Source organism: Streptomyces sp. CNH189 (assembly GCF_000527195.1).
The window spans coordinates 127,231-152,812 of record NZ_AZUS01000003.1; the positions used below are offsets into that span (position 1 = coordinate 127,231).

Sequence of the window (25,582 nt, forward strand, 5' to 3'; positions counted from 1 at the left end):
GATCGGTGCATGGACGCATCCTCAGCGCAGATCGACGCCCTGATCCTCGACGCGACGGACCCCGAACGGCTCGCCGCCTTCTGGTCGGACGTGCTCGGCCGGCCGGTCGTGGGGCGCACGGGCCCCTACGTCTGGCTGCGCCGCGAGAACGGCCTGACCCTCGGCTTCCAACGCACCGACGCCCCCAAGCCGGGCAAGAACCGGATGCACGTCGACATCGCCGCCCCCGATCCCGCCGCCGAGCAGCGCCGCATCGAGGCGCTCGGCGGGCGTCGCCTGGAAGGCTACGAGGACGGCGGCTTCCTGGTGATGGCGGACCCCGAGGGCAACGAGTTCTGCGTCATCCCCACGGGGCCCGTCGACCTCGACGACGAGGGCCGCGCCCACTACCTCGACTGACGTCGCGAGGGGCGAGCCCGGCACGTGTACCGAAGAAGATCTCGGAGCGGTCGTCCAGCCTCTCCGCCACGGTGCGGCCATGGCGAGCTTCATGCTGGTCGCAGGCGCGCGACTCGGATCGTGGGCCTGGGCCCCCGCTCCTTCCCGTCACCGGCCCGGCGGGACGAGGGCCGGCTCCTACCCCTTCATCGTCCGCCCGTCCACTCGGGGCGCCGTCCGGGTGAGGGGGCCCGCGCGGGCGCGTTCAGCCGGCGGGGCCGCAGAGCCGGGCGAAGCGTGCGGCGTCCACGTTGCCGCCGGACAGGATCAGTCCGACGCGGGGCGGGAGCGGGCCCGCGCGCCCGGTGAGCAGCGCGGCGAGCGGGGTGGCGCCGCTCGGTTCGAGGACGATCTTCAGCCGGGTGAAGGCGAACCGCATCGCGTCCTTGATCGCCTCGTCGTCGACCAGCACGACACCGTCCAGCAGGCGGCGGTTGACCGCGAAGGTCAGTTCGCCCGGGGCGGGGACGGCCTGGCCGTCGGCGATGGTGCGCGGCACGGGAACGGTGATCCGCCGTCCGGCCTCCAGGGACCGCTTGGTGTCGTCCCCCGCCTCCGGTTCGACGCCGGTCACCCGGGTCGCCGGGTGCAGGCCCTTGACCGCGGTGGCGCTTCCGGCGACCAGTCCCCCGCCGCCGACCGGCACGACCAGCGCGCCCAGCTCACCGGTCTCCTCGACGAGTTCGAGCGCGGCGGTGCCCTGCCCGGCGATGACGTGCGGATGGTCGTAGGGCGGTACGAGGGTCAGGCCCCGTTCGGCGGCGAGGGCCTCGGCGACGGCCGCGCGGTCCCCGGTGTACCGGTCGTAGGTGACGATCGTCGCGCCGTACCCCTCGGTGGCCGCGCGCTTGGACGGCGGGGCGTCCTCGGGCATGACGACGACGGCGGTGGTGCCCAGTTCCCGGGCGGCGAGGGCGACGGCCTGGGCGTGGTTGCCGGAGGAGTAGGCGACCACGCCCCGGGACAGTTGCCCGGGGGTGAGCCGGGACACGGCGTTGTAGGCGCCGCGGAACTTGAAGGCGCCGACCCGCTGGAAGTTCTCGCACTTCAGGTGCACCTCGGCGCCGACGAGCGCGTCCAGGGTGCGGGAGCGCAGTACGGGGGTGCGGTGGGCGACGCCCCGAAGACGGGCGGCGGCGGAGCGGACGTCGTCCAGGGTGATCGGCGGGGTGGTGGTCGTCACGCGGTCCCTCCGGAGGAAGTCGGTGACTTCAGCCTACGCATCCGGCGTCCGGCGACGTGCCCGGTCACCGCGGTCCGCGCCGGGGAATACCGGGGTGACCGGTCCGGTTGTCGGGCGCGAAGGAGGTGCCGAGTGGACACGACGTACTACGACCACGGAACGCCCGCCGAGCGCTGGGAGCGCGCCGGGATGTTCTTCGACGCCAAGGACTACACCGCCGCCGCACGGGTCCTGGGCAGCCTGGTCGAGGAGGTGCCGGAGCAGACCGGACCGCGTCTGCTGCTCGCCCGCGCCTACTACCACTCGGCCCAGCTGCGCCGCGCGGAGGCCGAGTTGCGGTTCCTCGTGGACCGCGACCCGGTGGAGCACTACGCCCGGCTGATGCTGGGCCGCACCCTGCAGCGGCAGGGGCGGGACGACGAGGCGCAGTCGCATCTGCGGCTCGCGGCCGCGCTGGGCGGGGAGTTCGACGACGTGTAGGCCGAAGGCCCGCGACACCGGTGCCCGGTTCCCCTCGGGGGGGCCGGGCACCGCGCGTTCAGGGGGCCGCGGGGGCGCCGCCGTGCGGCAGACGGCGGCGCGCGATCCGTGGTCCAAGGGCCGTTGCGCTCCCTGGGAGACGCGTGTGAGCTGCGGCGCGCGCCGGCGTCGCGTGCGATCCTGGCGGGATGGGAACTCCGAGCGATCGCGTGCCGTTGGCCGAACGGGTCGAGCAACTGCTCGACGGAGAAGGTCCGTTGCGCATCGTCGCGGCGGGCGATCCGGTGCTGCGGGGCGGCACCGAGCCGTACGACGGCCAGCTGGACCCCGCGCTGCTGGCGCGGTTCGTGCAGGCCCTGCGGATCACCATGCGGACGGCCCCGGGTGTCGGACTGGCCGCGCCGCAGGTGGGGGTGGCGCTGCGGATCGCGGTGATCGAGGACCCGGCGCCGGTGCCCGAGGAGGTGCGGATCGCGCGCGGGCGGGTGCCGCAGCCGTTCCGGGTGCTGGTGAACCCGGCGTACGAGCCGGTCGGCGCCGAGCGGGCCGCCTTCTTCGAGGGGTGTCTGAGCGTGCCGGGCTACCAGGCGGTGGTGGCGCGGCCCGCCGCGGTGCGGCTGACCGGGCAGGACGAACACGGACGGGCGCTGGACGAGGTGTTCACCGGCTGGCCCGCCCGCATCGTGCAGCACGAGACCGACCACCTGGACGGCACGCTGTACCTGGACCGGGCCGAGCCGCGCTCGCTGTCCTCGAACGATTCGGCGGCCCGGAACTGGGCGCAGCCGACGGCGGAGGAGGCGGCGCGGGCGCTGGGCTTCGACCTGCCGTGACCCGCGCACGGCCGGTTCGCGGACGCCCGCCCCGGCCGATTGGTTTCCGCGCGCGCCCGCCCCTCCCCACCAGCACCGTGCGTCCGGCCGGTGAGACCCTGCGGCCGTCCGCCCCGCCGCATGCCCGCTCGGTGAGGTTCCGCGGGCGCGCCCCCGCCCGGTGGAATCTTGCCGCCGTCCACCCCGCCTCCCGCCGGCCCGGATGCGACGGCCGAGGCTGCTGCCCGTGACGGCCCCCGGAGCCCGGGACGTCGAGGAGACGGTCAGGTTCCGCGGGCGCCCTCCCCTGGCGCGCGTCCGGCCGGTCAGGCGTCCCGGTAGGCCTCCAGCAGGCGCAGCCACACCTCGCTGATGGTGGGGTACGACGGGACGGCGTGCCAGAGCCGGTCGACCGGGACCCGGGCGGCCACCGCGACCGTCGCCGCGTGGATCAGCTCGCCGACGCCGGGGCCGACCAGGGTGAGGCCGCGCAGGATCTCGTCCTCGAGGTCGACGACCATGCGGGCCCGGCCCCGGTAGTCGTCGCCGTACAGGCTCGCGCCCGCCACCGAGGACAGGTCGACGTCCACGGCCCGCACCCGGTGGCCGGCCTGCTCGGCCTCCGCCAGGGTGAGGCCTACGGACGCCACCTCCGGATCGGTGAAGACGACCTGCGGGACGGCCGCGTGGTCGGCGGTGGCGGCGTGCGCGCCCCAGTCCTCGGCGCGCACCGGCTCCCCCGCGGCCCGGGTGACGATGGCGGCGCCCGCGATGCGGGCCTGGTACTTGCCCTGGTGGGTGAGCAGGGCGCGGTGGTTGACGTCGCCGACGGCGTACAGCCAGTCGTGGCCGGTCACCCGCAGGCTGTCGTCCACGTCGAGCCAGGAACCGGGCTCCAGACCGACCGTCTCCAGGCCGAGGTCGTCGGTGCGGGGGGCGCGGCCGGTCGCGAAGAGGATCTCGTCGGCCTCGATCCGGTCGCCGGTGTCGGTGAGGACGACGACGGTGCCGTTCTCCCGGGTCACGGACTTCACGGAGGTGCCGGTGCGGACCTGCGCGCCGGCTTCGGTGAGGGCCTCGGCGACCAGGTCGCCGGCGAAGGGCTCCATGCGGCCCAGCAGGCGTTCGCCGCGCACCAGGACGGTGACGCGGGAGCCGAGCGCCTGCCAGGCGCAGGCCATCTCGGTGGCGACGACCCCGCCGCCCACCACGACCAGCCGGCCGGGCGCGGAGTGCGCGCTGGTGGCCTCGCGGCTGGTCCACGGGCGGACCTCGTCCAGACCGGGCAGGCCGGGCAGCCGGGCCCGGCTGCCGGTGCAGACGGCGACGGCGTGCCGGGCGGTGAGGACGGTCCGGTCGCCGTCGGGGCCGGTGACCGTGACGGTGCGCGGTCCGCTGAGCCGTCCCTGCCCGCGGTACAGGTCTGCGCCGGTGCCCTCCAGCCACTGGACCTGGCCGTCGTCCTTCCAGCCCGAGGTGAAGGAGTCGCGCCGGGCGAGCACCGCGGCGGTGTCCAGGGGGCCCTGGACGGCCGCGCTCAGACCGGGCAGGCGGCGGGCGTCGGCCTGGGTGAGGACCGGGCGCAGCAGGGCCTTGCTGGGCATGCACGCCCAGTAGGAGCACTCCCCGCCGACGAGTTCGCTCTCCACCACCGCGGTGCTGAGCCCGGCGGCGCGGGTGCGGTCGGCGACGTTCTCGCCCACCGGCCCGGCGCCGATCACCACGACGTCGTAGGCGGTCGCTTCCGTGTGCGTCGATTGCGTTTCCGTCATGGCGTCAGTCTGGTGGGTGGTGTGCCGGGTGGCCACATGGGTAGGGGCGCGGAATACGTGACCGGTCGGCCGTGTTGTGCCGACGCCCGAGCCGACAGCAGGAAGAGGGACCAGACCATGAGCACCACCGTCGAACTCACCAAGGAGAACTTCGACCAGACGGTCACCGACAACGAGTTCGTGCTGATCGACTTCTGGGCGGACTGGTGCGGGCCCTGCAAGCAGTTCGCACCCGTGTACGAGAAGGCGGCCGAGGCCAACCCGGACCTCGTGTTCGGCAAGGTGGACACCGAGGCGCAGCCGGAGCTGGCCGCCGCCTTCGGCATCCAGTCGATCCCGACGCTGATGATCGTCCGCGACCAGGTCGCCGTGTTCGCCCAGCCGGGTGCCCTTCCCGAGGCCGCGCTGACGGACGTCATCGGACAGGCCCGGAAGCTGGACATGGACCAGGTCCGCCAGCAGGTCGCCGAGCAGCAGGCGCAGCAGGGCGAGAACCCGGGCGCCTGACAGCAGGCCGAACACCCGCACGCCTGACGCACTCGGGGCACGGCACGTCCTGAGACGTCAGAAGGGGTAGCGCGCCACGTCCGCGCGCACCGTGGTCCACCGCAGCTCGGTGAACGCCTCCAGGTTGGCCTCGCCGCCGAAACGGGCGCCGGTACCGGACGCGGCCACTCCGCCGAAGGGCGCGACGGCCTCGTCGTTCACGGTCTGGTCGTTGATGTGCACGATGCCCGTGGGGATCCGGTCCGCCAGCTCCAGGGCGCGCGCCGGGTCCGCCGCGACGATGCCGACGGCCAGTCCGTAGGGGGTCGCGGTGGCCAGGGCGACCGCCTCCTCGGCGGTCGTGAAGGACCGCACCGGGGCCACCGGACCGAAGACCTCCTCCGTGTAGGCGGGCGTGAGGTCGTCCGCCTCGGCGAGCACGGTGGGCCGGTAGAACAGCCGCTCGTGGGTGCCCCCGGCCGCCAGCCGGGCGCCGCCCGCGGTGCTGGACTCGACCAGACCGCGCACCTTGCCGAGCTGGCCCCCGTCGATGAGCGGCCCCAGCTGGACCTGCTCCCGGTGCGGGTCGCCGACGCTCAGCGCGTCCGCGTGGGCGGCCAGCCGGTCGACGTACTCCTCGTACAGCGACGCGTGGACCAGATGCCGGCCCGTCGTCATGCAGATCTGCCCCTGGTGGAAGAACGACCCCCAGGCGGCCGTGGAGGTCACCGCGTCCAGGTCGGCGTCCTCCAGCACGACGAGCGCGGAGTTCCCGCCCAGTTCCAGGTGCGCCCGCTTCAGGTGCCGGCCCGCGGCCTCCCCCACCGCGCGGCCCGCGGCCGTGGAGCCGGTGAAGGAGATCACCGGGATGTGCGGGTCGGTGACCATGGCCTGTCCCGTATCGGCCCCGCCGGGCAGGACCCGCAGCAGGTCGTCGGGCAGGCCCGCCTCGGCGAAGACGGCGGCCAGGGCCAGTCCCCCGCACACCGCAGTACGCGGGTCCGGTTTGAGGACGACCGCGTTGCCGAGGGCGAGGGCCGGGGCCACGGAGCGGATCGACAGGATGAGCGGCGCGTTGAACGGGGCGATCACGCCCACCACGCCGGCCGGCACCCGGCGGGTGTAGGACAGGCGGGGTTCCTCGGTGGGCAGCACCTGTCCGGCGGGGCGGGAGGCGAGGGCGGCGGCCTCGTAGCACTCCTGCGCGGCGACGTGCAGCTCGAAGTCGGCCTTGCCGGGGATGCTGCCGGCCTCCCGGACCAGCCACTCCCGCAGCGCGGCGTGGCCGTCGAACAGGTCACCGGCCTTGCGGAGCACCGCGGCCCGCCGGACGTGCGGGGACCTCGCCCAGTCCGCCTGGGCGGCATGCGCGGCCTCCGCGGCGGGCTCGACGTCCTCGGCGGCGGCGAGGGTGACGGTGCCGAGGGTCTCGCCGGTGGCGGGCTCGGTGACGGTGTGCTCGGGCCCCTTCAGCGGGCGGGACGATCCGGTGGTGAGGTCGGGCCAGGTCATGACGCCTCCTCCGTCGGGTCCCGGCCCGGCGCGGGGTGCGGCGCCCGGACCGGGTCGGTCCTCAGCCGCGTACCCCGCAGGCGAGGCGGACAACACCGCGCGGGCGTGCGCGGCATAGCAACGAGCCGGGGGATGTCGCGCAACCCGGCGCTCACGGGGTGCCGTCGCGCCCACCCTCCCCCATCGCCCCAGCGGCACGACTGCCCGCAGAGCGGCGCCCCCAAGGGGCGCGAGGAACTGCGCGACCAGCCCCCGACCACCCGCACCCGGCACACAGCAGCACCCGACACCCCAGTAGCCGTCAGGGGCGGGACAGCGCCCCCAAGGGGCGCGAGGAACTGCGCGACCAGCCCCCGACCACCCGCACCCGGCATCCGCCGGCCCCCGGCACTCCAGTGGCCGTCGACTCGGGACGCGGGCGTCAGCTGGACTCCCGGTGCACGACAGAAGCGCCGAGCACCTTGTGCGCCTCCGGCGCGGCAGCCGGATCGCGGACCGCGCGGTCGACGAGGTCGGCCAGTTCCTGGCCGGACGGCAGTTCGAGGTGGACGGTGCTCAGCCGGGGCCGCAGCAGCCGCCCCAGCATCAGATTGTCCGCGCCGACCACGGCCGTCTCCTCGGGGACGCGGATCCCCTCCTCCTGGAGCGCCCGCATCAGCAGCATCGCGTACTCGTCGTTGTACGTGAACACGGCGTCCAGGCCCAGGTCCCGCCAGCGGGCGGCGAGCCGCGCGGCGGACTCCTCGTCGTGGTCGAGCGGCAGCTCGGTCACGGTCGCGTCGGTGCCGCGCACGGCGGCGCGCACCCCGGCGAGGCGTGGCGCGGAGAACGTGTCCAGGCCCGGCTCCCCCGGCACGACCACGCCGATCCGCCGGCGGCCCCGGTCGAAGAGGTGGGCGCCGGCGCTGTATCCGACGACGTCGTGGTCCATCAGCAGGGCGTGCGCGCCCTCGACGGTCTCGGGGCCGAGGGTGACGACGGCCCGCGCGCCGGAGCGCTTGAGCACCTCCACACCGCGCGGCCCGAGCCCGGAGCCCGGTACCAGCACGGCCACCGGGCGCAGCTCCGCCCAGGCGCGGGCGGCCTCGTCGTCATGCACGCCGACGGTGCCGTGCTGCACGACCGTGTAGTCGAGCAGGCTCAGCGCGGACTGGAGGTCGTTGATGAACTGGCTGTACAGGGGGCCGACGGGGAACGCGGGCGCGGGCATCAGGACCATACGGCTGTGCCCGGCGCGCAGGCTGCGGGCCGCCGCGTGCGGCACGTATCCGAGTTCCCGCGCGGCCTCGCGGACCCGGCGGCGGGTGGGTTCGCTGATCCGGACGGCACCGGCGTTGTTCAGCACGTAGGAGACGGTCGCGCGCGAGACGCCGGCCAGGCGGGCCACATCGGCGCTCGTGGGCACGGAGCGCGTCGGTGCGGGGGGCGCGGGGGCGGGCGGGTTCGGTATCTGCACCATGACGTACGGCATCTTCGCAGAAGCCGTAACGCGGTCTCCCCTCGGGGGAGTTGAGGGCGCGGACCGACACGAAGGGCGTGGTCAGGCGGTGGTGCCGGTGACCCGGTCGACCAGGTCCACCCAGGCGTCCTCCAGCCGCTGCGGGGGCATGCCGCACCCGTGGATCAGGTGGTGGACCAGGGCGGGGTCGAGCCGGGCCAGGAGCGTGTGGGCGAGCAGCTCGCAGTCGGCGTCCGGGACGGCCTGGCGCAGCAGCAGCGTGACGTGGTGCAGCCGGACCCGGTAGGGCGGGACGGTGAAGCGGCGGCCCGCGTCCGGTTCGGCCGCGAGCTGGAGCTCCAGGTCCTCCACGGTGCGGCGCAGGGCGGCGCGGCCGAAGGCGCGCAGCCGCTCGACCGGGGGCGCGCCCGGGCCGAGGGGCGGGGGCCCGGTGAGGAACGCGGCCTGGAGCTTCTTCTCACTGTGGTCCAGGAGTGCCATCAGCAGGCCGGTGCGGTCGCCGAAGCGGCGGAAGACCGTGCCCTTGCCGACGCCGGCCGCCGCGGCGACCTCTTCCATGGTGACGGCGTCGGCCCCGCGGGCGGCCACGAGCGAGGCCGCGGCCTCCAGCAGACGGGCCCTGTTGCGGGCGGCGTCGGCACGCAGGCAGGGCTCGTCGTCGTCGAGGCCGAGGCGTAGCAGCTGCTGGGGCTCGACCGGCTCCTGAGGCGGCGGGACGGACGGCGGGGCGGCGGACATGGAGCCAGCGTAAAGCATCCGGAATGAAACTGGACCCTGGTCCGTTTGGAGTGCTACAACTGCAAAGCGGACCCCGGTCCGCATTGTGTCGCAGGTCTCACAGTCCACCCCCTGGAGTTCCCTCATGTCTGTTCGCATCCTCGCCCTCGTCGGCAGCCTTCGCGCCGGTTCGCACAACCGTCAGCTCGCCGAGGCCGCGGTCAAGCTCGCTCCGGCGGGCGCCGATGTCGCGCTCTACGAGGGGCTCGCGGAGATCCCGTTCTACAACGAGGACGTCGACGTCGAGGGTGGCGTCCCGGCCGCCGCGGCGAAGCTGCGCGAGGCCGCGGCCGACGCGGACGCGCTGCTGCTCTTCACGCCCGAGTACAACGGCACCATCCCGGCCGTGCTGAAGAACGCCATCGACTGGCTGTCCCGCCCGTTCGGCGCCGGCGCCATCAGCGGCAAGCCGGTCGTCGTGGTCGGCACCGCCTTCGGCCAGTACGGCGGCGTGTGGGCGCAGGACGAGGCCCGCAAGGCCGTGGGCATCGCCGGCGGCAAGGTGGTCGAGGACATCAAGCTGTCGATCCCCGGCTCCGTGACCCGCTTCGCCGAGACCCACCCGGCGGACGACAGCGAGGTCGCCGAGCAGCTGACCGAGGTCCTCAACAGCCTCCACGCGCTGGTCGACGCCGAACAGACCGCCGCCTGACCCCACTCGAAGGGCCGGAAGCCACACAGGCTCCCGGCCCTTCGCCGTACGTGCGTGCGGCGGGCCACCCCGCCACCACTGCTAAACCGGGAGTACGCCTCCAGCCGGTCCCAGCGGCTTGAACATGTGCACGTCCGCGTGGCCACCGGGGATGCCCAGGGTTCGGCCGGTCTCGACATAGCCGTGCCGCTGGTAGAAGCCCGGGGCCTGGAAAGTGAAGGAAGAGACAGCTACGCGGTCACAGCCGCGTCGCCGGGCCTCAGCCTCCGCGGCGTGCAGCATCCTGCCGCCCCAGCCGTCCTCGCGGTCGCCCTCACGCACCCACAGCAGTTCGATGCCGCACAAGCCGCCCCAGGTCCAGGCAGCCAGTCCGCCGATCAGCTCACCCACTTCATCGGTCACCTTGACCGAGAACATGTCGCGATCGGCTGAGCCTGTCGCTGCCGCGTTGAAGGCGATGAGTTCGGCAGTCAGACGTTCGTTGAGTTCGGCGTCGCGTGCGCCGGTGGTCAGGGCCGGGCCGGAGCTGTGGTGGGTCGTCACCGCGCGGAGTATGCCAGCCCCGTGGGACCCTCGCAGCCGAATACCGGGGCCTTGATCCACTACGGAGACGCCCGGCCAGGAGCCGCCGCGGCCTCGCCCGGAGCGGGCGGTGCGGGGATGCCGGCGCCCCGCACCGCCCAACGGCCCCGCACCGCCCAACGGCCTCGGCCCGCCACGGGCCCCCTACGCCGCCGGCTGCTCCCGGAGGGGGGCATGGTGGATCGGGGTGGTGGTTGTCGTCAGGGGGGTGCCTGTGCCTCCGTGACGGGTGGCGATGATTTCCGCCGCTATGGAGACCGCCGTCTCCTCCGGGGTGCGGGCGCCCAGGTCGAGGCCGATCGGGGAACGCAGGCGGGACAGTTCCCGCTCCCCCACGCCCGCCTCCCGCAGCCGGCGCAGGCGGTCGGTGTGGGTGCGGCGCGAGCCCATCGCGCCGACGAACGCCACCGGCAGCCCCAGCGCCACCTGAAGCAGCGGCACGTCGAACTTCGCGTCGTGCGTGAGCACGCACAGCACCGTGCGCGCGTCGGTGTGCGTGGTGCGCAGATAGCGGTGCGGCCAGTCGACGACGATCTCGTCGGCCTCCGGGAAGCGGGCCCGGGTGGCGAACACCGGCCGGGCGTCGCACACGGTGACGTGGTAGCCGAGGAGCGACCCCACCCGTACCAGCGCCGCCGCGAAGTCGACAGCGCCGAAGACGATCATCCGGGCCGGCGGGACGGAGCTCTGCACGAACAGCGTCAGACGGTCCGCGCAGTACGGATCCCCGCCGGTCCCGACGGTGACCGTGCCGGTCCGGCCGGCGTCCAGCAGGTCACGGGCCGTGGCGGCCGCCGACCGGTCCAGCTCGGCGGAGTCGCCGAGGCCGCCCTCGTACGTGCCGTCCGGGCGGACGTGGAGCGCTCGCCCGAGCAGGTCCTGTGGGCCCTGGGTCACCCACGCCAGCGCCCCCGCCCCGCCCCGGGCCAGGTCCAACAGCACCGACTCCAGCACCGCCCTGGCGGGGCTGTCCGCGCCGACCGGTGTCACCAGCACCTCGATGGTGCCGCCGCAGGTCAGGCCGACCGCGAAGGCGTCCTCGTCGCTGTAGCCGAACCGCTCGGTCCTGCTCCCCCCGTCGTCGAGGGCTTCGACGCACAGGTCGTACACCGCGCCCTCGACGCAGCCGCCGGACACCGAGCCGATCACCGTGCCGTCCCGGTCGACGGCGAGGGCCGCGCCGGGGCCGCGCGGCGCGCTGCCGCCCACGGAGACGACCGTGGCCACGGCGAACTCCCGGCCCTCGGCCAGCCATCGCCGCAGGTCATCGGCGGGGTCAAGCATGCGGACCTCCCGCCCGCAGCACCCGGTCCGGACGGATCGGCAGGCTGCGGTGACGTACGCCGGTGGCGTGCCACACCGCGTTGGCGACGGCCGCCGCCGCGCCGACGATGCCGACCTCGCCGATCCCCTTGATGCCGACCGGGTCCTCGGGGTCGTGGTCGTCGACCCAGTCGACCTCGATCGCCGGCACGTCGGCGTGCGTGGCGACGTGGTAGCCGGCCAGGTCGGCGCCGTAGAGGCCGCCCGAGGCGGGGTCGCGCACCGCCTCCTCGTGCAGGGCCATGGAGATGCCCCAGGTCAGCCCGCCGACGAGCTGGTTGCGCGCGGTGAGCGGGTTGACGATCCGGCCCGCGGCGAAGACACCCAGCATCCGCCGCACCCGCACCTCGCCGGTGGATACGTCCACGGCGACCTCGGCGAACTGGGCGCCCCAGCTGTGCCGTTCCTTCGCCGCGAGGGCGGCGATCGCCTGGGTGGTGTCGGACCGTACGGTGATGCCCTCCGGCGGTACCGTGCCGCCTGGCACCAGGCGTTCGCGCAGGTCCTCGGCGGCCGCGGCGACCGCCCAGCCCCAGGACCGCGTGCCCATGGAGCCCGCGGCGATGCCCGACGGGCCGAAGTCGCTGTCGCCGAGGTGCACGCGGATCCGCTCCGCCGGCACCCGCAGCGCGTCCGCGGCGATCAGGGTGAGCGCCGTACGCGCCCCGGTGCCGATGTCCGACGCGGAGATCCGGACGGTGAACGTGCCGTCGGCCTCCGCCGTCACCGCCGCCGTGGACGGCAGGGTGCCCGCCGGGAAGGACGCGGCGGCCGTGCCGGTGCCGAGCAGCCACCGCCCGTCGCGGCGCACTCCGGGGCGCGGGTCGCGGGCGTCCCAGCCGAAGCGGCGGGCGCCCTCGCGGAAGCAGGCGGCGAGGTTGCGGCCGGCGAACGGCAGTCCGCTGACCGGGCCGCTCTCCGGCTCGTTGCGCAGCCGCAGCTCGATCGGGTCGACGCCGCACTTCTCGGCCAGCTCGTCGAGCGCGCACTCCAGCGCGAACGACCCCGGTGCCTCCCCCGGCGCCCGCATCCACGTCGGCGACGGCACGTCCAGCCGTACGACGCGGTTCTCGGTGCGGTGAGCGGTGGCGTCGTACATCGTGCGGGCCACGCCCGCGCCCGGTTCGACGAACTCGTAGACCGTGGAGGTCTGGTTGAGCGAGACGTGCTCCAGGGCGCGCAGCCGTCCGTCGGGGCCGGCGCCGAGCCTGACCCGCTGCACGGTGGGGCTGCGGTAGCCGGTGACGGAGAACATCTGGCGGCGGGTCAGCGCCACCCGCACCGGGCGGCCGAGTGCGGCGGCGGCCATCGCGGCGGCCACCTGGGGCGCGCGTACGCCCTTGCTGCCGAAGCCGCCGCCGACGTGCTCGGAGCGGACCCGCACCGCGGACGGGTCGAGGGAGAACGTCCGGGCGAGTTCGTCGGCGACCCAGGTGATGCCCTGGTTGGAGTCGACGACGTCGAGCCGGCCGCCGTCCCACCGCGCCGTCGCCACGTGCGGCTCCATCATGGCGTGGTGCTCCTCGGGAGTGGTGTACTCCTCGTCCAGCACATGGGCGGAGGCGGCGAGTTCGGCCTCCAGGTCACCCTTCTCCGTCGTGCCGGGCATGTGTCCCGCGGCGGGGTAGGCGTCGGGCCGGTCCGCCGAGAGCGCGATGTCGTGCGGCTCCTCGTCGTAGGTGACGGTGAGGGCGTCGGCGGCCGCGCGCGCCTGCTCGGGCGTCTCGGCGACGACGAGGGCGACGGGCCAGCCGGCGTGCGGGACGCGGTCGTGCTGGAAGACCGCGGCGGTCGGGTCCGGCGGCACACCGAGCATGCCGATGTAGTCGGTGGTCAGGCGGGAGGCGTTGCCGTGGTGGAGGACGGTCAGCACTCCCGGCATGCCGAGCACCGGCCCGGTGCCGACGGAACGGATCCGGCCGCGGGCCGCGGTGGACAGCACCAGGACGCCGTGGGCGAGCCCGTCGAAGGGGACGTCCCCGCCGTAGCGGGCGGCGCCGGTGACCTTGTCGCGGCCCTCGACACGGGTGTGGGCGGTGCCGACCGCCCCCGGGGCGGCGGGGCGCTGGGGTGCGACGGTCATCGGGCGGCCTCCTCGGCGAGTTCGGTCAGCACGGCCACGACGAGGTTGCGCAGGAGGGTCACCTTGTAGCCGTTGTGGGGCAGGGGCCGGGCAGCGGCGAGTTCGGCGTCGGCGGCCGCGGCGAAGTACTCGGCGGTGGCCGGGGCGCCAACGAGGATCCGTTCGGCGAGCCGGGCCCGCCAGGGCCGGGAGGCGACCGCGCCGAGGGCGAGCCGGGCGTCGCAGATCACACCGTCCGCCACGTCGAGCGCGCCGGCGACCGAACCGATGGCGAAGGCGTACGAGGCGCGTTCGCGGACCTTGCGGTAGCGGGAGCGGGCCGCGACGCGGGCGGGCGGCAGGGTGACGTGGGTGATGAGCGCGCCGGGCGGCAGGACGGTCTCGCGGTGCGGGGTGTCGCCGACCGGCAGGTAGAAGTCCGTCAGCGGGGTCTCACCGGGGCCGTCGGCGGTCCGCCAGGAGACGACCGCGTCGAAGGCGGTGAGGGCGACGCCCATGTCGGAGGGGTGCACGGCCACGCAGTGCTCGGAGGCGCCGAGGACGGCGTGGTTGTGGTGCTCTCCCTCGACGGCGGGGCAACCGCTGCCGGGGTCACGCTTGTTGCAGGGCCGGGTGATGTCGGTGAAGTAGCCGCAGCGGGTGCGCTGGAGCAGGTTGCCGCCGACGGTGGCCATGTTGCGCAGCTGGCCGGAGGCGCCGGCCAGCACGGCCTGGGTGAGCGCCGGGTAGCGGTCGCGGATCAGAAGGTGCGCGGCGAGGTCGGCGTTGGTGACGGTGGCGCCGATGCGCACCGCGCCGTCGTGGTCGGCCTCGATCCGGTCGAGCGGGAGGGAGCGTACGTCGACGAGCCGGGCCGGGGACTCGACGCCGTTCTTCATCAGGTCGACGAGGTTGGTCCCGCCGCCCAGGTAGCGGGCGTCCGGGTCGGCGTCGAGCAGGGCGACCGCGCCGGTGACGTCGTCGGCGCGCCGGTAGTCGAACTCCTTCATGCGGCGGTCTCCTCGGTGGTGTGCTGTGCGGATGCCTCGGCGGCGGCGCGGGCGACCGCCTGGGCGATCTGTCCGTAGGCGCCGCAGCGGCAGAGGTTGCCGCTCATGCGCTCCTTGATCTCCTCCGGGGTCAAGGGCGGCGGGGCGGCCTCGGAGCCCACGTCCTCGGTGACGGCGCTGGGCCAGCCGGCGGCGTGCTCCTCGATGACGGCGACGGCGGAACAGATCTGTCCGGGGGTGCAGTAGCCGCACTGGAAGCCGTCCAGGTCGAGGAAGGCCTGCTGCACCGGATGCAGGGTGTCCCCGTCGGCGACCCCTTCGACGGTGGTGATCGCGCGTTGCTCGGAGGCGACGGCCAGTTGGAGGCAGGAGACGGTGCGGCGGCCGTCGACGAGGACGGTGCAGGCCCCGCACTGTCCGTGGTCGCAGCCCTTCTTGGTGCCGGTGAGGTCGAGGCGCTCGCGCAGGGCGTCGAGCAGGGTGGTGCGGTGGTCGACGGACAGCGTGTGTTTCTCGCCGTTGATGTTCAGGGTGACGGTGCTGGACGTCGAGAGCGTCATGGAACGGCCTTCTTTCACGGAACTCACGGAGAACTCGGAATTCGGACATACGGACAACTCGGCAGTACGGAGATCTGGGATCGGGACGGCGGGCGTGGTCGTGGCGCTGTGCGAGGCGTGCGGTCCGCGGGATCGGTGACGTGCGCGGGTGCGGTGGCGGGGGTGCACCGGTCGTACGGGGCATGCGGGAGGGCTCCCGTGCCGTCCGGGTACGCCGATACGATGGACCGGTACCGGACAGCTGTCCGGTACTGCGAAAACGTAGTGGACAGCTGTCCGCTTATCAAGGACGGGTTTCGGTCACGACCCGGGAGGAGGACCGGTGGGCGAGCACAAGGACGCGTCCCGGAGCACGGAGACACCCCAGAGGGCGGACGCACAGCGCAACCGCGAGCGCATCCTCGCCGTGGCGGTGACCGAACTGACGCGTGACGCGGACACCCCGCTGAGCGTGATCGCCAAGAAGGCGTGCGTCGGGCAGGGCACGTTCTACCGGAACTTCCCCAGCCGGGAGGCGCTGGTCCTGGAGATCTACCGGTACGAGATGCAGCAGGTCGCCGACAGCGCGGACCAGCTGCTCGGCAGCCGGGAGCCCGACCGGGCGCTGCGCGAGTGGATGGACCGGCTCACGCGGTTCAGCATGACCAAGGCCGGCCTCGCGGACGCCATCCGGCAGGCCACCAGCGGACCGGACAGCCCGGGGAAACCGGGGCACGGCTCGCTCGTCGAGGCGGCGGACCGCCTGCTGCGCGCGTGCGACGAGGCGGGGGTCATCCGTCCGGGGGTCACCGCGGACGACCTGATCCTGGCGATCGGCGGCCTCTGGCACATGGACCCGGCCGGTGACTGGCAGCCCCGTGCCACCCGCCTCCTGGACCTCGTGATGGACGGCCTGCGGGTGGGAGCGCCGGGGCGCGGGGAGGGCGGGGTGCCCGCGTCCTGACACCCGGTTCCCGCACGCGGGACGACGCGGGACGTGTGCGCGTGGACCCCGCGAGGACTCCAAAACGGCGGGCGGACGCGAGGACTCCAAAACGGCGGGCGGACGCCGGGGCGGCCGGGCGTGGGTCAGGTGATCGTTGTGGGGGCCAGGGCGCGTAGTTCGCGGAGGGCAGCCGCGACCGCCGGGCGGGCGTGGCCACCGCTGCGGGTGCAGGTCAGCAGCCTGCGGTGCGGGTCGCCCGCGCACCGCACGCGGCTGATAGGGAGGTCCGGGGTCACCTGGGCCAGCCGCGGGACGAGGGCCACCCCGAGGCCGTGCGCGACCAGGTGGGCGGTCGCGTTCCAGTCGCCGGCGTGGTGCACGACCTCCGGGGCGAAGCCGGCGGCCCCGCAGGCGGCCAAGACCTGGAGCCGGCACGGGCTCTCCGGCACCGGCGCGATCCACGGCTCGCGCGCCGCCTCGGCCAGATCGACCCTCTCCTCCCCCGCCAGCGGGTGCCCGGCCGGTACGACCAGGTCGAACGGGTCGTCCAGCAGCGGCTGTTGATCGAAACGCGTGTCGCTCATCGGCGGGTTGTGCGGGGTGGACTCCACCACGGCCAGATCGGCGGCGCCCGCGAAGAGCAGGTCGAAGATGGCCGGAACCACCGCCTCCGTGATCCGTACGGACAGCCGCGGGTGCCGTTCGCCGAGCCGCGCCGCCATCGGCGCCAGCAGTACCGAGACGGCGACCGGGAACCCGGTGACCCGCAGCACCCCCGCGGGGTCGCCGTGGTCGGCCCGCAGATCCAGCTCGGCCTGGTCCCAGCGCGCCTGGATGGCGTCGGCGTGCGCCAGCAGGCTCTCGGCGGCCGGGGTGAGCCGGATCCCGCGGCCCTGCGGTTCCAGCAGGTCGACGCCGAGGTCCCGGGCGAGCTGGCGGATCTGCTGGGAGGCGGCCGAGGGCGTGAAGTGCAGGGCACGGGCCGCCGCGGTGACCGTGCCGTAGTGGGCGACCGCCCGGAGGACGTGGAGCCGGCGCAGGTCAATCATGTAGCCGAGGCTTCACGGTGGCGTGCACAAAGTCAACCTGGACGTGAAAGGACAGTACGACGCACCCTTGCTGTGTCGGGACAGTCGACAGGGCACACACGTCACGTGAGGCACGTGAGAACCAAGGAGTCGCCATGACCAGCACGACCGGCACCACGGGCACGACCGGCACCGTCTGCCCGTACTGCGGGTGGCCGGACGACGCCGAGCCGTTCCAGATGGTCTCCCGGCACGCGACCGCTTCCGGCAGCACCGTGTGGACACGCTGCGGCTGCGGTTCGCTCCAGGTCCGCGCCGTGGACACGGGCGGCGCCCGCGTCGTGTCCCGCAGCCGGCCCGCCGACGCCCCGGCCGTCCGTACCGACCGCCGGTGAGCGTTGACAGGCGGCTCGCCCCGGCCGTACTAATCGCGTAGTGATCGCGGACCGGTCGCAGTCGGCGGGAAACCGGCGCCCCCGGGGGCAGGCAGGAGGCGTGGACGTGCGGAGACTCCCCTTGTCCGGGGTGACGGTGGTGAGCGTGGAGCAGGCCGTGGCCGCTCCCTACGCCACCCGGCAGCTGGCCGACCTCGGCGCCCGGGTGATCAAGGTGGAGCGGCCGGTCGAGGGCGACTTCGCCCGGCGGTACGACACCACCGTGCACGGCAACTCCAGCTACTTCGTATGGATCAACCGCTCGAAGGAGTCCCTCACCCTGGACCTGAAGGATCCGCGCGGCCGGGACATCCTGCACGAACTGCTGCGGGACGCCGACGTGTTCGTGCAGAACCTCGCGCCGGGCGCGGCCGGCCGGCTGGGTCTGGGGACCGAGGAGCTGGCCCGCCGCCATCCGCGGCTGATCCCCTGCACGATCTCCGGCTGGGGCACCAGCGGCCCGTGGGCCGACCGCAAGGCGTACGACCTGCTGGTGCAGTGCCAGACGGGGCTGGTGTCACTGACCGGGACCCCGGAGGAGACCGCCCGCACCGGAATCTCCGTCGCCGACATCGCCGCCGGGATGTACGCCTACAGCGGTGTGCTCACCGCGCTGTACACCCGCGCCACCACCGGCGAGGTGCACCCGGTGGAGGTCTCCCTGTTCGAGGCGCTCGCCGAGTGGATGGGGCAGCCCGCCTACTACACCCGCCACGGCGGCGGCCAGCCCCCGCGGCTGGGCACGCAGCACGCCACGATCGCCCCGTACGGCACGTTCCGGGCCGCCGACGGCCGCGAGGTGCTGTTCTCCATCCAGAACGAACGTGAGTGGGCGGCGCTGTGCCGGGAGTTCCTGGGGCGCCCCGAGCTGATCGACGACCCGCGGTTCGCGACGAGCTCCGCCCGGGTGGCCCACCGGGCGGAGGTGAACGCGATCGTGGCCGGGCGCTGCGCCCGCGACGACGCGGAGGACCTGCTGGGGGCCCTGGAGGCGGCGGGTATCGCCTGCGCCGGGGTGAACGACGTCGCGGCGTTCCTCGACCACCCGGTGCTCGCGGCGCGCGACCGGTGGCGTGAGGTGGACGTACCGGGCGGCACCGTCGAGGCGCTGCTGCCACCGGCGGACCTCGCCGGCCTGCCGGCCCGCATGGACCCGGTCCCGGCCGTGGGCGAACACACGGAACCGATCCTGCGCGCACTGGGCCGTACCCCCGAAGACATCGCGGCCCTCCGGTCCGACGCCGTGATCTGACGGCCCCGCCCGAACGGCCCGCGGACAGTCCCGGCGGGCGGACCGCCGTCACCGATTGGCCTGGCCCGGGCACGCGTGCGTGCCGCTCCGTCCGCCTGGCCCCGCATGCCGGCACGCGCCCGGGCGCAGTGAGCGCTTCTCCGGCGCCGCCGTCGGGGAGTCGCCGCCCATGGGCGTGAGCTGTCGGGCGGCGCTCCGCCGGCCGGGCGCTACGGCTGTCGCTGTTCGCGCAGCGCTCGCAGGACCTCCTCGTCCGTCAGCTGGTCGAAGGTGTCGTACCACTGGCCGACGGCCATGAAGGCGGCCGGTTCGTGCAGGCAGATCACCTCGTCGGCCTCGGTGCGCAGCGTCGCCACGCCCTCCGGTGAGCCGACCGGGGCGGCCAGCACCAGTCGGCCGGGGTTCCGGACCCGCAGGGCACGGAGGGCGGCGCGGGCGGTGGAGCCGGTCGCCAGGCCGTCGTCCACGACGACCACGGTCCGGCCCCTCAGGTCCGGCGCGGGGCGTCCCTGCCGGTAGAGCCGTTCGCGGCGGAGCAGTTCCGCCCGCTCCCGCTCGACGACCGCCGCGAGGTCGGCCTCGCTCAGGCCCAGGCTGCGCAGGGACTCGCCGTCGTACACGGGCACGCCGTCGCCGGCCATGGCGCCGACGGCGAACTCCTCGTGCGCGGGGGCGCCGACCTTGCGGACGACGAGGACGTCGAGGGGCGCGCCGAGCGCGCCGGCGACCTCGGCGGCGACGGCGACGCCGCCCCGGGGCAGGGCCAGCACGACGGGGTCCGGCAGGGCGCCCGCGTCCTGCCTCTCCCGCAGCCGCGCGGCCAGTTCGCGTCCGGCGTGCCGTCGATCACGGAACCGCATGACGGCTGCCCTCCCTCCGCACCGGGCCGGTGCCGGGTCCACCGTGACGCGGACCCCGGTCGGCACCCGCGTACCCGCTCCCCCGGCACGCGAAGCACCGGCGCGGGGCATGGGCGCCGTGGCGTCGGGCAGTCGTGGTGCATGGTCGGTGACACGAGTGACCCGGGGCAGGCGCCACGACGGGACCTCAGCGGGCACCGCTCGGTGGCGCAGGAGGACGAGGTACGCATCGAGGCCTGGGCGGCGAGCCGGGAGCACTGTCTGGCGGAGGCCGTGGTGGCGATGGTGGAGTGCTTCGCGGACGTGTCCGGGGTGAGACCGACCGGGGTGGGCCGCATCCGGCTGGCCGAGGCGTGCGACGAGGACCTGCTGGCCGCGCTGCTCGACGAGATCCTGTACCGGCTGGAGGCGTACGGGCAGGTACCGGTGGACGTGGAGGCCGACGAGGCGGAGGGCGGACTGGACGTGCGGCTGGCGGTCGCGGGCCTGGCGGACGTACGGGTCACCGGGGAGGTGCCGACGGACGTGGGCTGGGAGGACCTGCGGCTGTGGCCGGGACCGTACGGCTGGTCGTGCGAGATGACCGTGGACGGCTGAACAGGCACGGGACGGCCGCCCGTCCCCCGGCCAGCGGGCCGGCGTGGCCTTGCTGATGTCCGCCGGGCGGGGTGCGGCCCCGCCGCGGCGGCGAGGTCACCGAGGCTGACGCCCACGGCGCAGCCGTCCGCGGCGGGCGCTGGTGGCGGTGACGCCGACGGCCTCAGCCGTGGCTCAGGACGTTGACCACGCGGCCGTCGGGGTCGCGGACGAAGAAGCGGCGGACTCCCCACTCCTCGTCCTGCAGGGGGTGGACGATCTCCGCGCCGCTGTCCCGCAGGACCGCGTAGGCCGCGTCCACGTCGTCCACCTCGACGCTCAGGTCGGGGACGACAGGCGCGGTCCTGTCCTCGGTCATGACGCTGATCTGCGCCGTCCTGCCGTCCGGTGGGGCCAGCGTGACGATCCAGCCGTGGTTCATGACCTCCTTGAGGCCCAGCAGTCCGTAGAACCGCCGGTTCTCCTCCACCGCCTCGGATTGGAGGTTGGGCACGACTCGGCGAACGGTCATCGACGACTCCCTGCGTGGACGGTCCGGCGGGTGGATCTCCCTGTGTACTACGGAACGTCCGGCGACGAGGCGGGTACGGGCGCCCGCGCGTCCAGCAGGCCCTCGCCGCGCAGGTCCGCCGGAGCCGCGCGGGGACGCGGGCGCCGTACGCCGCGCTGTTGCGCCGTACCTCCTCCGGGGTGCGCATGCCGACGCCGACGCCTCCGACGGCGGGGTCGATCCGGTCGACGCCCATCCGCGTGAGCGAGTCCTCGACGCTGCGCAACACCCCGGTCACGATGAAGTCCCACACCTGGCGGTGCGTGGCGGGCACCTGGACGAACTCGTCCGTCCGGCCCCCGGGGTCCTGCGGCTCGAGGAGCCTGCCGACCTTCGTGGGCAGCGTCCACTCCTCGCGCGGCCTGTTCCGCAGAAGGTCACCGACCCGGCGCTCGGAGTGCCCGATGCCGTGGTGCGGGGAGGTGTCGTAGTAGCGGATTCCGCTGTCCCCCGCCGTCTCGAGCGCCTGCGCCGCGGTGTCGTCCACGACCGGTGCGACGAGCCAGCCCGCCGAGGGGACCGCCCCCGAAACCCGGCTCCGTGACGTGTACGTCGCTTCTGCCGAGCCGGTTCTGCTTCACGGGCGGTTCCCTCCGTTCTCGCGGGCTTCTCCGGGCGGTTCGGTCAGACCGCGCCCGGGATCTCCTCCGTGACGCCGTTCAGGGGGGAGTCCGGGTCCGTGCCGTAGGGGCGGGTGAGGATCTCCAGGCCGTGGCCTGCCGGGTCGCGGAAGTACACGCCCCGGCCGCCGTCGTCGCGGTTGAGACGGCGCGGGTACCTGCCGTGCGGGTCGGCCTGGACGGGGACCCGTGCGGCCACGAGCCGGGCGAGGATCGCGTCGAACTCCTCCTCGCCGACGAGGAACGCGTAGTGCTGGACGGGGATGTCGATGTCGACGGTGGCGAAGTCCAGGGTGACGCCGTTGGCGGTGGTCACCGGGAGGAACATCCCGGCGGGCGGTCCGGGCCGCAGGCCGAGGATCTCGGCGACGAAGCGGGCGGACTTCTCACGGTCGGGGGTGAGGACGATGGTGTGGTTGAACTCGACAGGCAAGGTCAATGCCTCCGGGGCATCCGCGGCGCCTCCATGCCTCACCCTGCCGGTGACCGGCACGCGATGCCGCGGGCGACACGTTAGGCGACGGCGTCGGCGGGCGTCGAGCGGATTTCCGGGCGCCCTCTCCCACGTCCCGGTGCGGGCGTTCGACTTGGAGATGTCAGGCCTGGGCCGTGGGCCGGACGACGATCTCGTTGACGTCGACGCCCGCGGGCTGCTCGATCGCGTAGCCGATGGCGGAGGCGATCGCGGACGGCGGCATCGCGATCTCGTCCCGCATCCGGGTCAGGGCGGCGGACACCTCGGGGGAGGCCGTCTTGCCGACCCCCTCGGTGTGGGTGAAGCCGGGCGACACGACGGTCACGCTCAGGCCGGGCCCCGATTCCTGGCGCAGCCCCTCGCAGATCACGTTCACCGCCGCCTTGGTGGCCGCGTAGACGGCCTGCGGGGACTTGACGACGTAGGCCGAGGTGGAGCTGACGGTGACGAAGTGGCCCGATCCCTGCCGACGGAAGACGGGCAGGGCCGCTCCGATGCCGTTGAGCAGGCCGGTGACGTGGGTGGCGACCATGGCGTCCCAGTCGTCCTGGCGCAGTTCGTCGAACGGTGAGACGGCCATGACGCCCGCGTTGGAGACGAGCACGTCGAGGCGGCCGTACCTTTCGACCGCGGTGTCGGTGAGGCGGCGGAGGTCCTCCCGGCGCGTGACGTCGACGATCACACCGGTGGCGGTCCCGCCCTTCGCCGTGATGCCGTCCACCACGGCGGCGAGCCGGTCCGCGCGCCGGGCCCCGAGCACGAGCCGGGCCCCCTTTTCGGCGAGGAAGTGCGCTGTCGCCTCACCGATGCCGCTGCTGGCACCGGTGATCGCGACGACCTTGTCCTGGAGGGTCGGCATGACCGGGGTCCTTCCGAGAGGGGCGCAGGCGCACGAGGTGAGCGGGTCCGCGGGGTGCGCGGGCCCGCACGTGGCCTACTGTGGAAGCGGGGACATCCCCACTTGAACCAAGGTAAGTGGGGAGCTCCCCACTTAGCAAGTCCCAGCCGCCGTGGGCGGCATCCCCGGGAAGGAAAGACGTCAGAGATGGCCGACGAAGCGCACCGCCCGCTGCGCGCCGACGCACGGCGGAACCGGGACAAGATCCTCACCACCGCCGCGCGCGTGTTCACCACGGAGGGCCTGAACGCGCAGATGGACCGGATCGCCAAGGAGGCGGGCGTCGGCAGCGCGACCCTGTACCGCAACTTCCCCACCCGGGAGGCCCTGGTCGAGGCGGTCTACCGCAACGAGGTGGCCCAGCTGTGCGACTCCGTCCCCCCCCTGCTGGCGGAGAAGTCGCCCGACGACGCCCTGCGCGCGTGGACGCGACTCTTCCTGGACTACGTCACCACCAAGCACGGCATGATCGACGCCCTGCGCGCCATCGCCGCGACGGGAGGCAACCCCTACGGGCACAGCAGGGAGATGATCCTCGCCTCCGTCACCACGCTCATGGACGCGTGCGTGGCGGCCGGGACGATCCGTGCCGACATCCCCCCGGGCGACATCAGCGCCGCGCTGGAGGGCATCGCCCTGACGTCGGCGGGCGCGGAGCACCGGCAGCAGGCGGAGCGCCTGCTCGACCTCATGCTGGACGGCCTGAAGACCCGCGCGTGATGGAAGGACCGGCCTCCCCGCGGGTGGGGAGGCCGCTCGGTTCACGCCCCGGGCCGGTCCGTTCACGCCCCGGGCCGGTCCGTTCACGCCCCGGCGGCCACCGCCGCCTCGTCGACGCGTCCGGCCACCCAGGCGAGGAAGGCCCGGACCTCCGCCGTGGGAAGCGTGAGCGCCTCCGCGCGGGGGCGCTCGAAGCTGCGCAGGGCCTCGGTCACCAGGGCCCGGAAGACCGGCTCGGAGGCGGCGACGACCTCGCCCGCCCTGCGCTTGGCGAACCAGTGGCCCGTGCGGCAGTAGACGGCCGCGCGGCAGCCGTTGAGCACCCTGTTGTCCGCCAGGTGCCCCTCGCCGTCGGCGTGCTCCCGCACGGAGGCGCGGAGCGCGCCGAGGACGGCGGTGCGGTCCGGCGCGGCGATCACGTCCCGTGCCGGGGCGCCGTACAGCGGGAGGCCGGCCTGGTGGGCGACGGACCGGTCGATGACGTACCAGAAGGCCGGCGCGTCCTCGGCGTCCCGACTGGCTCGCCCGGGCAGGAGCGGTCCGGTGTTGAGGTCGAGCAGATAGCCCGCCGCGCTCGACGGCCGGGCGGTGAAGCCGGAGCCGTAGACGACCAGTTCCAGCCCGGCCGCGGGGCAGGGCAGGGCGGGGTGGGCGAGCGTTCCGGCCAGCGCGGACAGGGCAGGGCGCGGGAGGGCGGGGTCCACCACGACCGTCACGTCGACGTCGCTGCGGCCGTGCCGGTAGTCGCCCAGGGCGAGGGACCCGACCGCGAGGACGCTCACCAGGTGCGGTCCGCAGACGTCGCCGGTCCGGCGGACCAGCTCCCCGAGATAGGTCCGCAGTTCGGGCGGCGGCAGCGGTGGTCGGCTCATGCCCCCAGTGTCGGTCCCGGCGGGGACGCCGGGGAAGGTCACGCCCACAGTTCGTCGCTGTCGCACACGCGTGCGCCCATGTTGCGTTCCATCATGCGCAGGGCGGCGTCCGCGAGGTCGGCGTGGATGTGCGCGACGGCGTCGCGGGGCACGGTCACGTCGAGGTGCCGGATGTGCGCGTCGAGCGAGGAGTACAGGACGCACTGCTCGGTGACCTGACCGCACATCACGAGCTGGTCGATCCCCTGCTGGGACAGCAGGTAGCCGAGCGGGGTCTCGAAGAAGATCGAGTGCCGGGCCTTGACCACGAAGAGGGACGACTCGTCCGGCACCAGCGGCTCCACCAGGTTCGCGTACGGCCCCGCCAGCGCCTTGTCGAGCAGCTCACCGTGGTGCGAGCGCCACTCGCCGAAGTTGTCGTTGACGTAGATCACCGGCGCGTCCCGCCGGCGCGCCCGGTCCAGCAGGCGGGAGATCACCGGGACCACCGTCTCGGCGGACGGCAGCAGCTGGTCGGCGTCCGGGTGGTCGTAGGTGTTGATCATGTCGATGACGATCAGTGCGGTCTTGCCCATGCGTACCGGGTGCCACCCGCGGGGGCAGGTCAGACATCATTCCGCCGACTGCGGCCCGGAAAACCCACGTGAGCGCCACGCCGGCCCGCACGTGCCCGTCGGCGGAGGGTCCGGCGACGTCGACGGGGCCGTCCGGCCCTGTTCCCGGGGCCCGTGGGCACCGACCATGGGGAGATGTTCCCCAGCGATGGCTTCCGGGCGCTCGACCGGCAGGAGTGCCTGCGCCTGCTCGGCAAGGTGCCGGTCGGTCGCGTCGTGTACACCCGGCAGGCGCTGCCCGCGGTGCTGCCCGTGAACTTCTCCCTGGACACGGCCGGGGCCGTGGTGCTGTGCACCTCCGCGGAGTCCGACCTGGTGCGGGCGGCCGACGGTGTGGTGGTCGCGTTCGAGGCCGACGACTTCCAGGGCGGGCGCCTGACGGGATGGAGCGTGGTGGTGACCGGCCGGGCGGCCGTGGTGAGCGACCCGGCCGAGCACGAGCGGCTGCTGCGCACCGGTCCCCGGTCATGGACGCCGATGCGGGACGGCGTGTTCCTACGGATCGAGAGCGAGATGGTGACCGGCCGGGAACTCACGGGGGGCACGGACCGACCACAGGTGCCCCCTGAGGGGTCAACCGGTCAACCCCCTTGCGCGGCACCGCCGGACGGGTGACGTACGGTTCCGCC

Annotated in this window: 28 protein-coding genes and 1 pseudogene; 11 read left to right on the forward strand and 18 right to left on the reverse strand. The window is 74.2% G+C overall.

The window, feature by feature from the left end:
• The first annotated feature begins 9 nt into the window (after positions 1-9).
• Positions 10-399: a VOC family protein gene (locus tag B100_RS0105785; RefSeq protein WP_024883495.1), complete on the forward strand. Its 390-nt coding sequence runs from the start codon at positions 10-12 to the stop codon at positions 397-399.
• A gap of 244 nt (positions 400-643) precedes the next feature.
• On the opposite strand, the gene B100_RS0105790 is transcribed toward B100_RS0105785, so the two are convergent.
• On the reverse strand, positions 644-1,621 hold the full coding sequence (locus tag B100_RS0105790) for a pyridoxal-phosphate dependent enzyme (protein ID WP_024883496.1): 978 nt from the start codon (positions 1,619-1,621) through the stop codon (positions 644-646).
• A gap of 132 nt (positions 1,622-1,753) precedes the next feature.
• Here B100_RS0105790 and B100_RS0105795 point away from each other — a divergent pair, with 132 nt between their 5' ends.
• Together B100_RS0105795 and B100_RS0105800 are read left to right on the forward strand one after the other, a co-directional pair.
• Positions 1,754-2,101 (forward strand): tetratricopeptide repeat protein, encoded by a 348-nt coding sequence (locus tag B100_RS0105795; RefSeq protein ID WP_024883497.1) that lies wholly within the window; start codon positions 1,754-1,756, stop codon positions 2,099-2,101.
• A 188-nt stretch (positions 2,102-2,289) separates the two neighbouring features.
• Positions 2,290-2,934 (forward strand): peptide deformylase, encoded by a 645-nt coding sequence (locus B100_RS0105800; protein ID WP_024883498.1) that lies wholly within the window; start codon positions 2,290-2,292, stop codon positions 2,932-2,934.
• Positions 2,935-3,239: 305 nt separating this feature from the next.
• Here B100_RS0105800 and B100_RS0105805 read toward each other — a convergent pair whose 3' ends face one another.
• Positions 3,240-4,685 (reverse strand): dihydrolipoyl dehydrogenase family protein, encoded by a 1,446-nt coding sequence (locus tag B100_RS0105805; protein WP_024883499.1) that lies wholly within the window; start codon positions 4,683-4,685, stop codon positions 3,240-3,242.
• Between the two features lie 36 nt (positions 4,686-4,721).
• Here B100_RS0105805 and trxA point away from each other — a divergent pair, with 36 nt between their 5' ends.
• Positions 4,722-5,192 (forward strand): thioredoxin, encoded by a 471-nt coding sequence (gene trxA, locus B100_RS0105810; RefSeq protein ID WP_486585591.1) that lies wholly within the window; start codon positions 4,722-4,724, stop codon positions 5,190-5,192.
• A gap of 57 nt (positions 5,193-5,249) precedes the next feature.
• Here trxA and B100_RS0105815 read toward each other — a convergent pair whose 3' ends face one another.
• The 3 genes from B100_RS0105815 to B100_RS0105825 all read right to left on the reverse strand — a co-directional run bounded on the left by B100_RS0105815 (position 5,250) and on the right by B100_RS0105825 (position 8,880).
• The gene (locus B100_RS0105815) at positions 5,250-6,683 is read right to left on the reverse strand and encodes an aldehyde dehydrogenase family protein (protein WP_024883501.1); all 1,434 of its coding nucleotides are present in this window, start codon (positions 6,681-6,683) and stop codon (positions 5,250-5,252) included.
• 421 nt (positions 6,684-7,104) lie between these two features.
• Positions 7,105-8,142 (reverse strand): LacI family DNA-binding transcriptional regulator, encoded by a 1,038-nt coding sequence (locus B100_RS0105820; RefSeq protein ID WP_024883502.1) that lies wholly within the window; start codon positions 8,140-8,142, stop codon positions 7,105-7,107.
• A gap of 81 nt (positions 8,143-8,223) precedes the next feature.
• Entirely contained in the window at positions 8,224-8,880 is a 657-nt protein-coding gene (locus B100_RS0105825) for a TetR/AcrR family transcriptional regulator (RefSeq protein WP_024883503.1), read from the reverse strand.
• A 124-nt stretch (positions 8,881-9,004) separates the two neighbouring features.
• Between B100_RS0105825 and B100_RS0105830 the strand changes: the two genes are divergently transcribed.
• The gene (locus B100_RS0105830; RefSeq protein WP_024883504.1) at positions 9,005-9,571 is read left to right on the forward strand and encodes an NADPH-dependent FMN reductase; all 567 of its coding nucleotides are present in this window, start codon (positions 9,005-9,007) and stop codon (positions 9,569-9,571) included.
• An 81-nt stretch (positions 9,572-9,652) separates the two neighbouring features.
• Here B100_RS0105830 and B100_RS0105835 read toward each other — a convergent pair whose 3' ends face one another.
• The 5 genes from B100_RS0105835 to B100_RS0105855 form a co-directional block, all read right to left on the reverse strand.
• Positions 9,653-10,114 carry a GNAT family N-acetyltransferase gene (locus B100_RS0105835; RefSeq protein ID WP_037722464.1) on the reverse strand — a complete coding sequence of 154 codons (462 nt, stop codon included), beginning with the start codon at positions 10,112-10,114 and terminating at the stop codon, positions 9,653-9,655.
• A gap of 183 nt (positions 10,115-10,297) precedes the next feature.
• Positions 10,298-11,437 (reverse strand): XdhC/CoxI family protein, encoded by a 1,140-nt coding sequence (locus tag B100_RS0105840; protein WP_024883506.1) that lies wholly within the window; start codon positions 11,435-11,437, stop codon positions 10,298-10,300.
• Complete coding sequence (locus tag B100_RS0105845; protein ID WP_024883507.1) at positions 11,430-13,559, reverse strand: xanthine dehydrogenase family protein molybdopterin-binding subunit; 2,130 nt, start codon at positions 13,557-13,559, stop codon at positions 11,430-11,432. The genes B100_RS0105840 and B100_RS0105845 overlap by 8 nt, the downstream gene beginning before the upstream one ends.
• Positions 13,556-14,548, reverse strand: a complete 993-nt coding sequence (locus tag B100_RS0105850) for an FAD binding domain-containing protein (RefSeq protein ID WP_024883508.1) — start codon at positions 14,546-14,548, stop codon at positions 13,556-13,558. The genes B100_RS0105845 and B100_RS0105850 overlap by 4 nt, the downstream gene beginning before the upstream one ends.
• Complete coding sequence (locus B100_RS0105855) at positions 14,545-15,108, reverse strand: 2Fe-2S iron-sulfur cluster-binding protein (protein ID WP_024883509.1); 564 nt, start codon at positions 15,106-15,108, stop codon at positions 14,545-14,547. The genes B100_RS0105850 and B100_RS0105855 overlap by 4 nt, the downstream gene beginning before the upstream one ends.
• 322 nt (positions 15,109-15,430) lie before the next feature.
• Between B100_RS0105855 and B100_RS0105860 the strand changes: the two genes are divergently transcribed.
• On the forward strand, positions 15,431-16,051 hold the full coding sequence (locus B100_RS0105860) for a TetR/AcrR family transcriptional regulator (protein ID WP_024883510.1): 621 nt from the start codon (positions 15,431-15,433) through the stop codon (positions 16,049-16,051).
• 125 nt (positions 16,052-16,176) lie between these two features.
• On the opposite strand, the gene B100_RS0105865 is transcribed toward B100_RS0105860, so the two are convergent.
• On the reverse strand, positions 16,177-17,082 hold the full coding sequence (locus B100_RS0105865) for a LysR family transcriptional regulator (RefSeq protein WP_024883511.1): 906 nt from the start codon (positions 17,080-17,082) through the stop codon (positions 16,177-16,179).
• Positions 17,083-17,216: 134 nt separating this feature from the next.
• Here B100_RS0105865 and B100_RS0105870 point away from each other — a divergent pair, with 134 nt between their 5' ends.
• Positions 17,217-17,456, forward strand: coding sequence for a hypothetical protein (locus B100_RS0105870; protein ID WP_024883512.1), 240 nt, complete (start codon positions 17,217-17,219; stop codon positions 17,454-17,456).
• Between the two features lie 100 nt (positions 17,457-17,556).
• Positions 17,557-18,747, forward strand: a complete 1,191-nt coding sequence (locus B100_RS0105875; RefSeq protein WP_024883513.1) for a CaiB/BaiF CoA transferase family protein — start codon at positions 17,557-17,559, stop codon at positions 18,745-18,747.
• A 209-nt stretch (positions 18,748-18,956) separates the two neighbouring features.
• Here the strand turns inward: B100_RS0105875 and B100_RS0105880 are convergent, their stop codons facing one another.
• Positions 18,957-19,607 (reverse strand): phosphoribosyltransferase family protein, encoded by a 651-nt coding sequence (locus B100_RS0105880; protein ID WP_024883514.1) that lies wholly within the window; start codon positions 19,605-19,607, stop codon positions 18,957-18,959.
• Positions 19,608-19,748: 141 nt separating this feature from the next.
• Between B100_RS0105880 and B100_RS0105885 the strand changes: the two genes are divergently transcribed.
• Complete coding sequence (locus B100_RS0105885; protein WP_024883515.1) at positions 19,749-20,204, forward strand: archease; 456 nt, start codon at positions 19,749-19,751, stop codon at positions 20,202-20,204.
• Positions 20,205-20,367: 163 nt separating this feature from the next.
• On the opposite strand, the gene B100_RS0105890 is transcribed toward B100_RS0105885, so the two are convergent.
• The 4 genes and pseudogenes from B100_RS0105890 to B100_RS0105900 all read right to left on the reverse strand — a co-directional run bounded on the left by B100_RS0105890 (position 20,368) and on the right by B100_RS0105900 (position 22,708).
• Positions 20,368-20,715 carry a VOC family protein gene (locus B100_RS0105890; protein WP_024883516.1) on the reverse strand — a complete coding sequence of 116 codons (348 nt, stop codon included), beginning with the start codon at positions 20,713-20,715 and terminating at the stop codon, positions 20,368-20,370.
• 274 nt (positions 20,716-20,989) lie between these two features.
• Positions 20,990-21,241: pseudogene (locus tag B100_RS37490) on the reverse strand (aldo/keto reductase); the annotation flags it as partial.
• Positions 21,242-21,378: 137 nt separating this feature from the next.
• Complete coding sequence (locus B100_RS0105895) at positions 21,379-21,807, reverse strand: VOC family protein (RefSeq protein WP_024883517.1); 429 nt, start codon at positions 21,805-21,807, stop codon at positions 21,379-21,381.
• A 163-nt stretch (positions 21,808-21,970) separates the two neighbouring features.
• Positions 21,971-22,708, reverse strand: a complete 738-nt coding sequence (locus tag B100_RS0105900) for an SDR family oxidoreductase (protein ID WP_024883518.1) — start codon at positions 22,706-22,708, stop codon at positions 21,971-21,973.
• A gap of 186 nt (positions 22,709-22,894) precedes the next feature.
• On the opposite strand from B100_RS0105900, the gene B100_RS0105905 reads away from it, so the two are divergent.
• Entirely contained in the window at positions 22,895-23,467 is a 573-nt protein-coding gene (locus B100_RS0105905) for a TetR/AcrR family transcriptional regulator (protein ID WP_024883519.1), read from the forward strand.
• A gap of 83 nt (positions 23,468-23,550) precedes the next feature.
• Here the strand turns inward: B100_RS0105905 and B100_RS0105910 are convergent, their stop codons facing one another.
• Together B100_RS0105910 and B100_RS0105915 are read right to left on the reverse strand one after the other, a co-directional pair.
• Positions 23,551-24,339 (reverse strand): aminoglycoside adenylyltransferase domain-containing protein, encoded by a 789-nt coding sequence (locus tag B100_RS0105910; protein ID WP_024883520.1) that lies wholly within the window; start codon positions 24,337-24,339, stop codon positions 23,551-23,553.
• 38 nt (positions 24,340-24,377) lie between these two features.
• The gene (locus B100_RS0105915; RefSeq protein WP_024883521.1) at positions 24,378-24,914 is read right to left on the reverse strand and encodes a cysteine hydrolase family protein; all 537 of its coding nucleotides are present in this window, start codon (positions 24,912-24,914) and stop codon (positions 24,378-24,380) included.
• Between the two features lie 174 nt (positions 24,915-25,088).
• On the opposite strand from B100_RS0105915, the gene B100_RS0105920 reads away from it, so the two are divergent.
• A complete protein-coding gene (locus B100_RS0105920) occupies positions 25,089-25,568 on the forward strand; it encodes a pyridoxamine 5'-phosphate oxidase family protein (RefSeq protein ID WP_024883522.1) in 480 nt (159 codons plus the stop codon).
• Positions 25,569-25,582 lie beyond the last annotated feature (14 nt).

Bases quoted from the DNA above. Each gene is read 5' to 3' on its own strand.
- B100_RS0105850 (WP_024883508.1), bottom strand. From the start codon at position 14,548: ATGAAGGAGTTCGACTACCGGCGCGCCGACGACGTCACCGGCGCGGTC.
- B100_RS0105890 (WP_024883516.1), bottom strand. From the start codon at position 20,715: ATGACCGTTCGCCGAGTCGTGCCCAACCTCCAATCCGAGGCGGTGGAG.
- B100_RS0105900 (WP_024883518.1), bottom strand. From the start codon at position 22,708: ATGCCGACCCTCCAGGACAAGGTCGTCGCGATCACCGGTGCCAGCAGC.
- B100_RS0105805 (WP_024883499.1), bottom strand. From the start codon at position 4,685: ATGACGGAAACGCAATCGACGCACACGGAAGCGACCGCCTACGACGTC.
- B100_RS0105910 (WP_024883520.1), bottom strand. From the start codon at position 24,339: ATGAGCCGACCACCGCTGCCGCCGCCCGAACTGCGGACCTATCTCGGG.
- B100_RS0105815 (WP_024883501.1), bottom strand. From the start codon at position 6,683: ATGACCTGGCCCGACCTCACCACCGGATCGTCCCGCCCGCTGAAGGGG.
- B100_RS0105865 (WP_024883511.1), bottom strand. From the start codon at position 17,082: ATGATTGACCTGCGCCGGCTCCACGTCCTCCGGGCGGTCGCCCACTAC.
- B100_RS0105785 (WP_024883495.1), top strand. From the start codon at position 10: ATGGACGCATCCTCAGCGCAGATCGACGCCCTGATCCTCGACGCGACG.
- B100_RS0105870 (WP_024883512.1), top strand. From the start codon at position 17,217: ATGACCAGCACGACCGGCACCACGGGCACGACCGGCACCGTCTGCCCG.
- B100_RS0105920 (WP_024883522.1), top strand. From the start codon at position 25,089: ATGTTCCCCAGCGATGGCTTCCGGGCGCTCGACCGGCAGGAGTGCCTG.
- B100_RS0105885 (WP_024883515.1), top strand. From the start codon at position 19,749: ATGGTCGGTGACACGAGTGACCCGGGGCAGGCGCCACGACGGGACCTC.
- B100_RS0105840 (WP_024883506.1), bottom strand. From the start codon at position 11,437: ATGCTTGACCCCGCCGATGACCTGCGGCGATGGCTGGCCGAGGGCCGG.
- B100_RS0105880 (WP_024883514.1), bottom strand. From the start codon at position 19,607: ATGCGGTTCCGTGATCGACGGCACGCCGGACGCGAACTGGCCGCGCGG.
- B100_RS0105820 (WP_024883502.1), bottom strand. From the start codon at position 8,142: ATGGTGCAGATACCGAACCCGCCCGCCCCCGCGCCCCCCGCACCGACG.
- B100_RS0105855 (WP_024883509.1), bottom strand. From the start codon at position 15,108: ATGACGCTCTCGACGTCCAGCACCGTCACCCTGAACATCAACGGCGAG.
- B100_RS0105825 (WP_024883503.1), bottom strand. From the start codon at position 8,880: ATGTCCGCCGCCCCGCCGTCCGTCCCGCCGCCTCAGGAGCCGGTCGAG.
- B100_RS0105800 (WP_024883498.1), top strand. From the start codon at position 2,290: ATGGGAACTCCGAGCGATCGCGTGCCGTTGGCCGAACGGGTCGAGCAA.
- B100_RS0105905 (WP_024883519.1), top strand. From the start codon at position 22,895: ATGGCCGACGAAGCGCACCGCCCGCTGCGCGCCGACGCACGGCGGAAC.
- B100_RS0105915 (WP_024883521.1), bottom strand. From the start codon at position 24,914: ATGGGCAAGACCGCACTGATCGTCATCGACATGATCAACACCTACGAC.
- trxA (WP_486585591.1), top strand. From the start codon at position 4,722: ATGGGTAGGGGCGCGGAATACGTGACCGGTCGGCCGTGTTGTGCCGAC.
- B100_RS0105830 (WP_024883504.1), top strand. From the start codon at position 9,005: ATGTCTGTTCGCATCCTCGCCCTCGTCGGCAGCCTTCGCGCCGGTTCG.
- B100_RS0105845 (WP_024883507.1), bottom strand. From the start codon at position 13,559: ATGACCGTCGCACCCCAGCGCCCCGCCGCCCCGGGGGCGGTCGGCACC.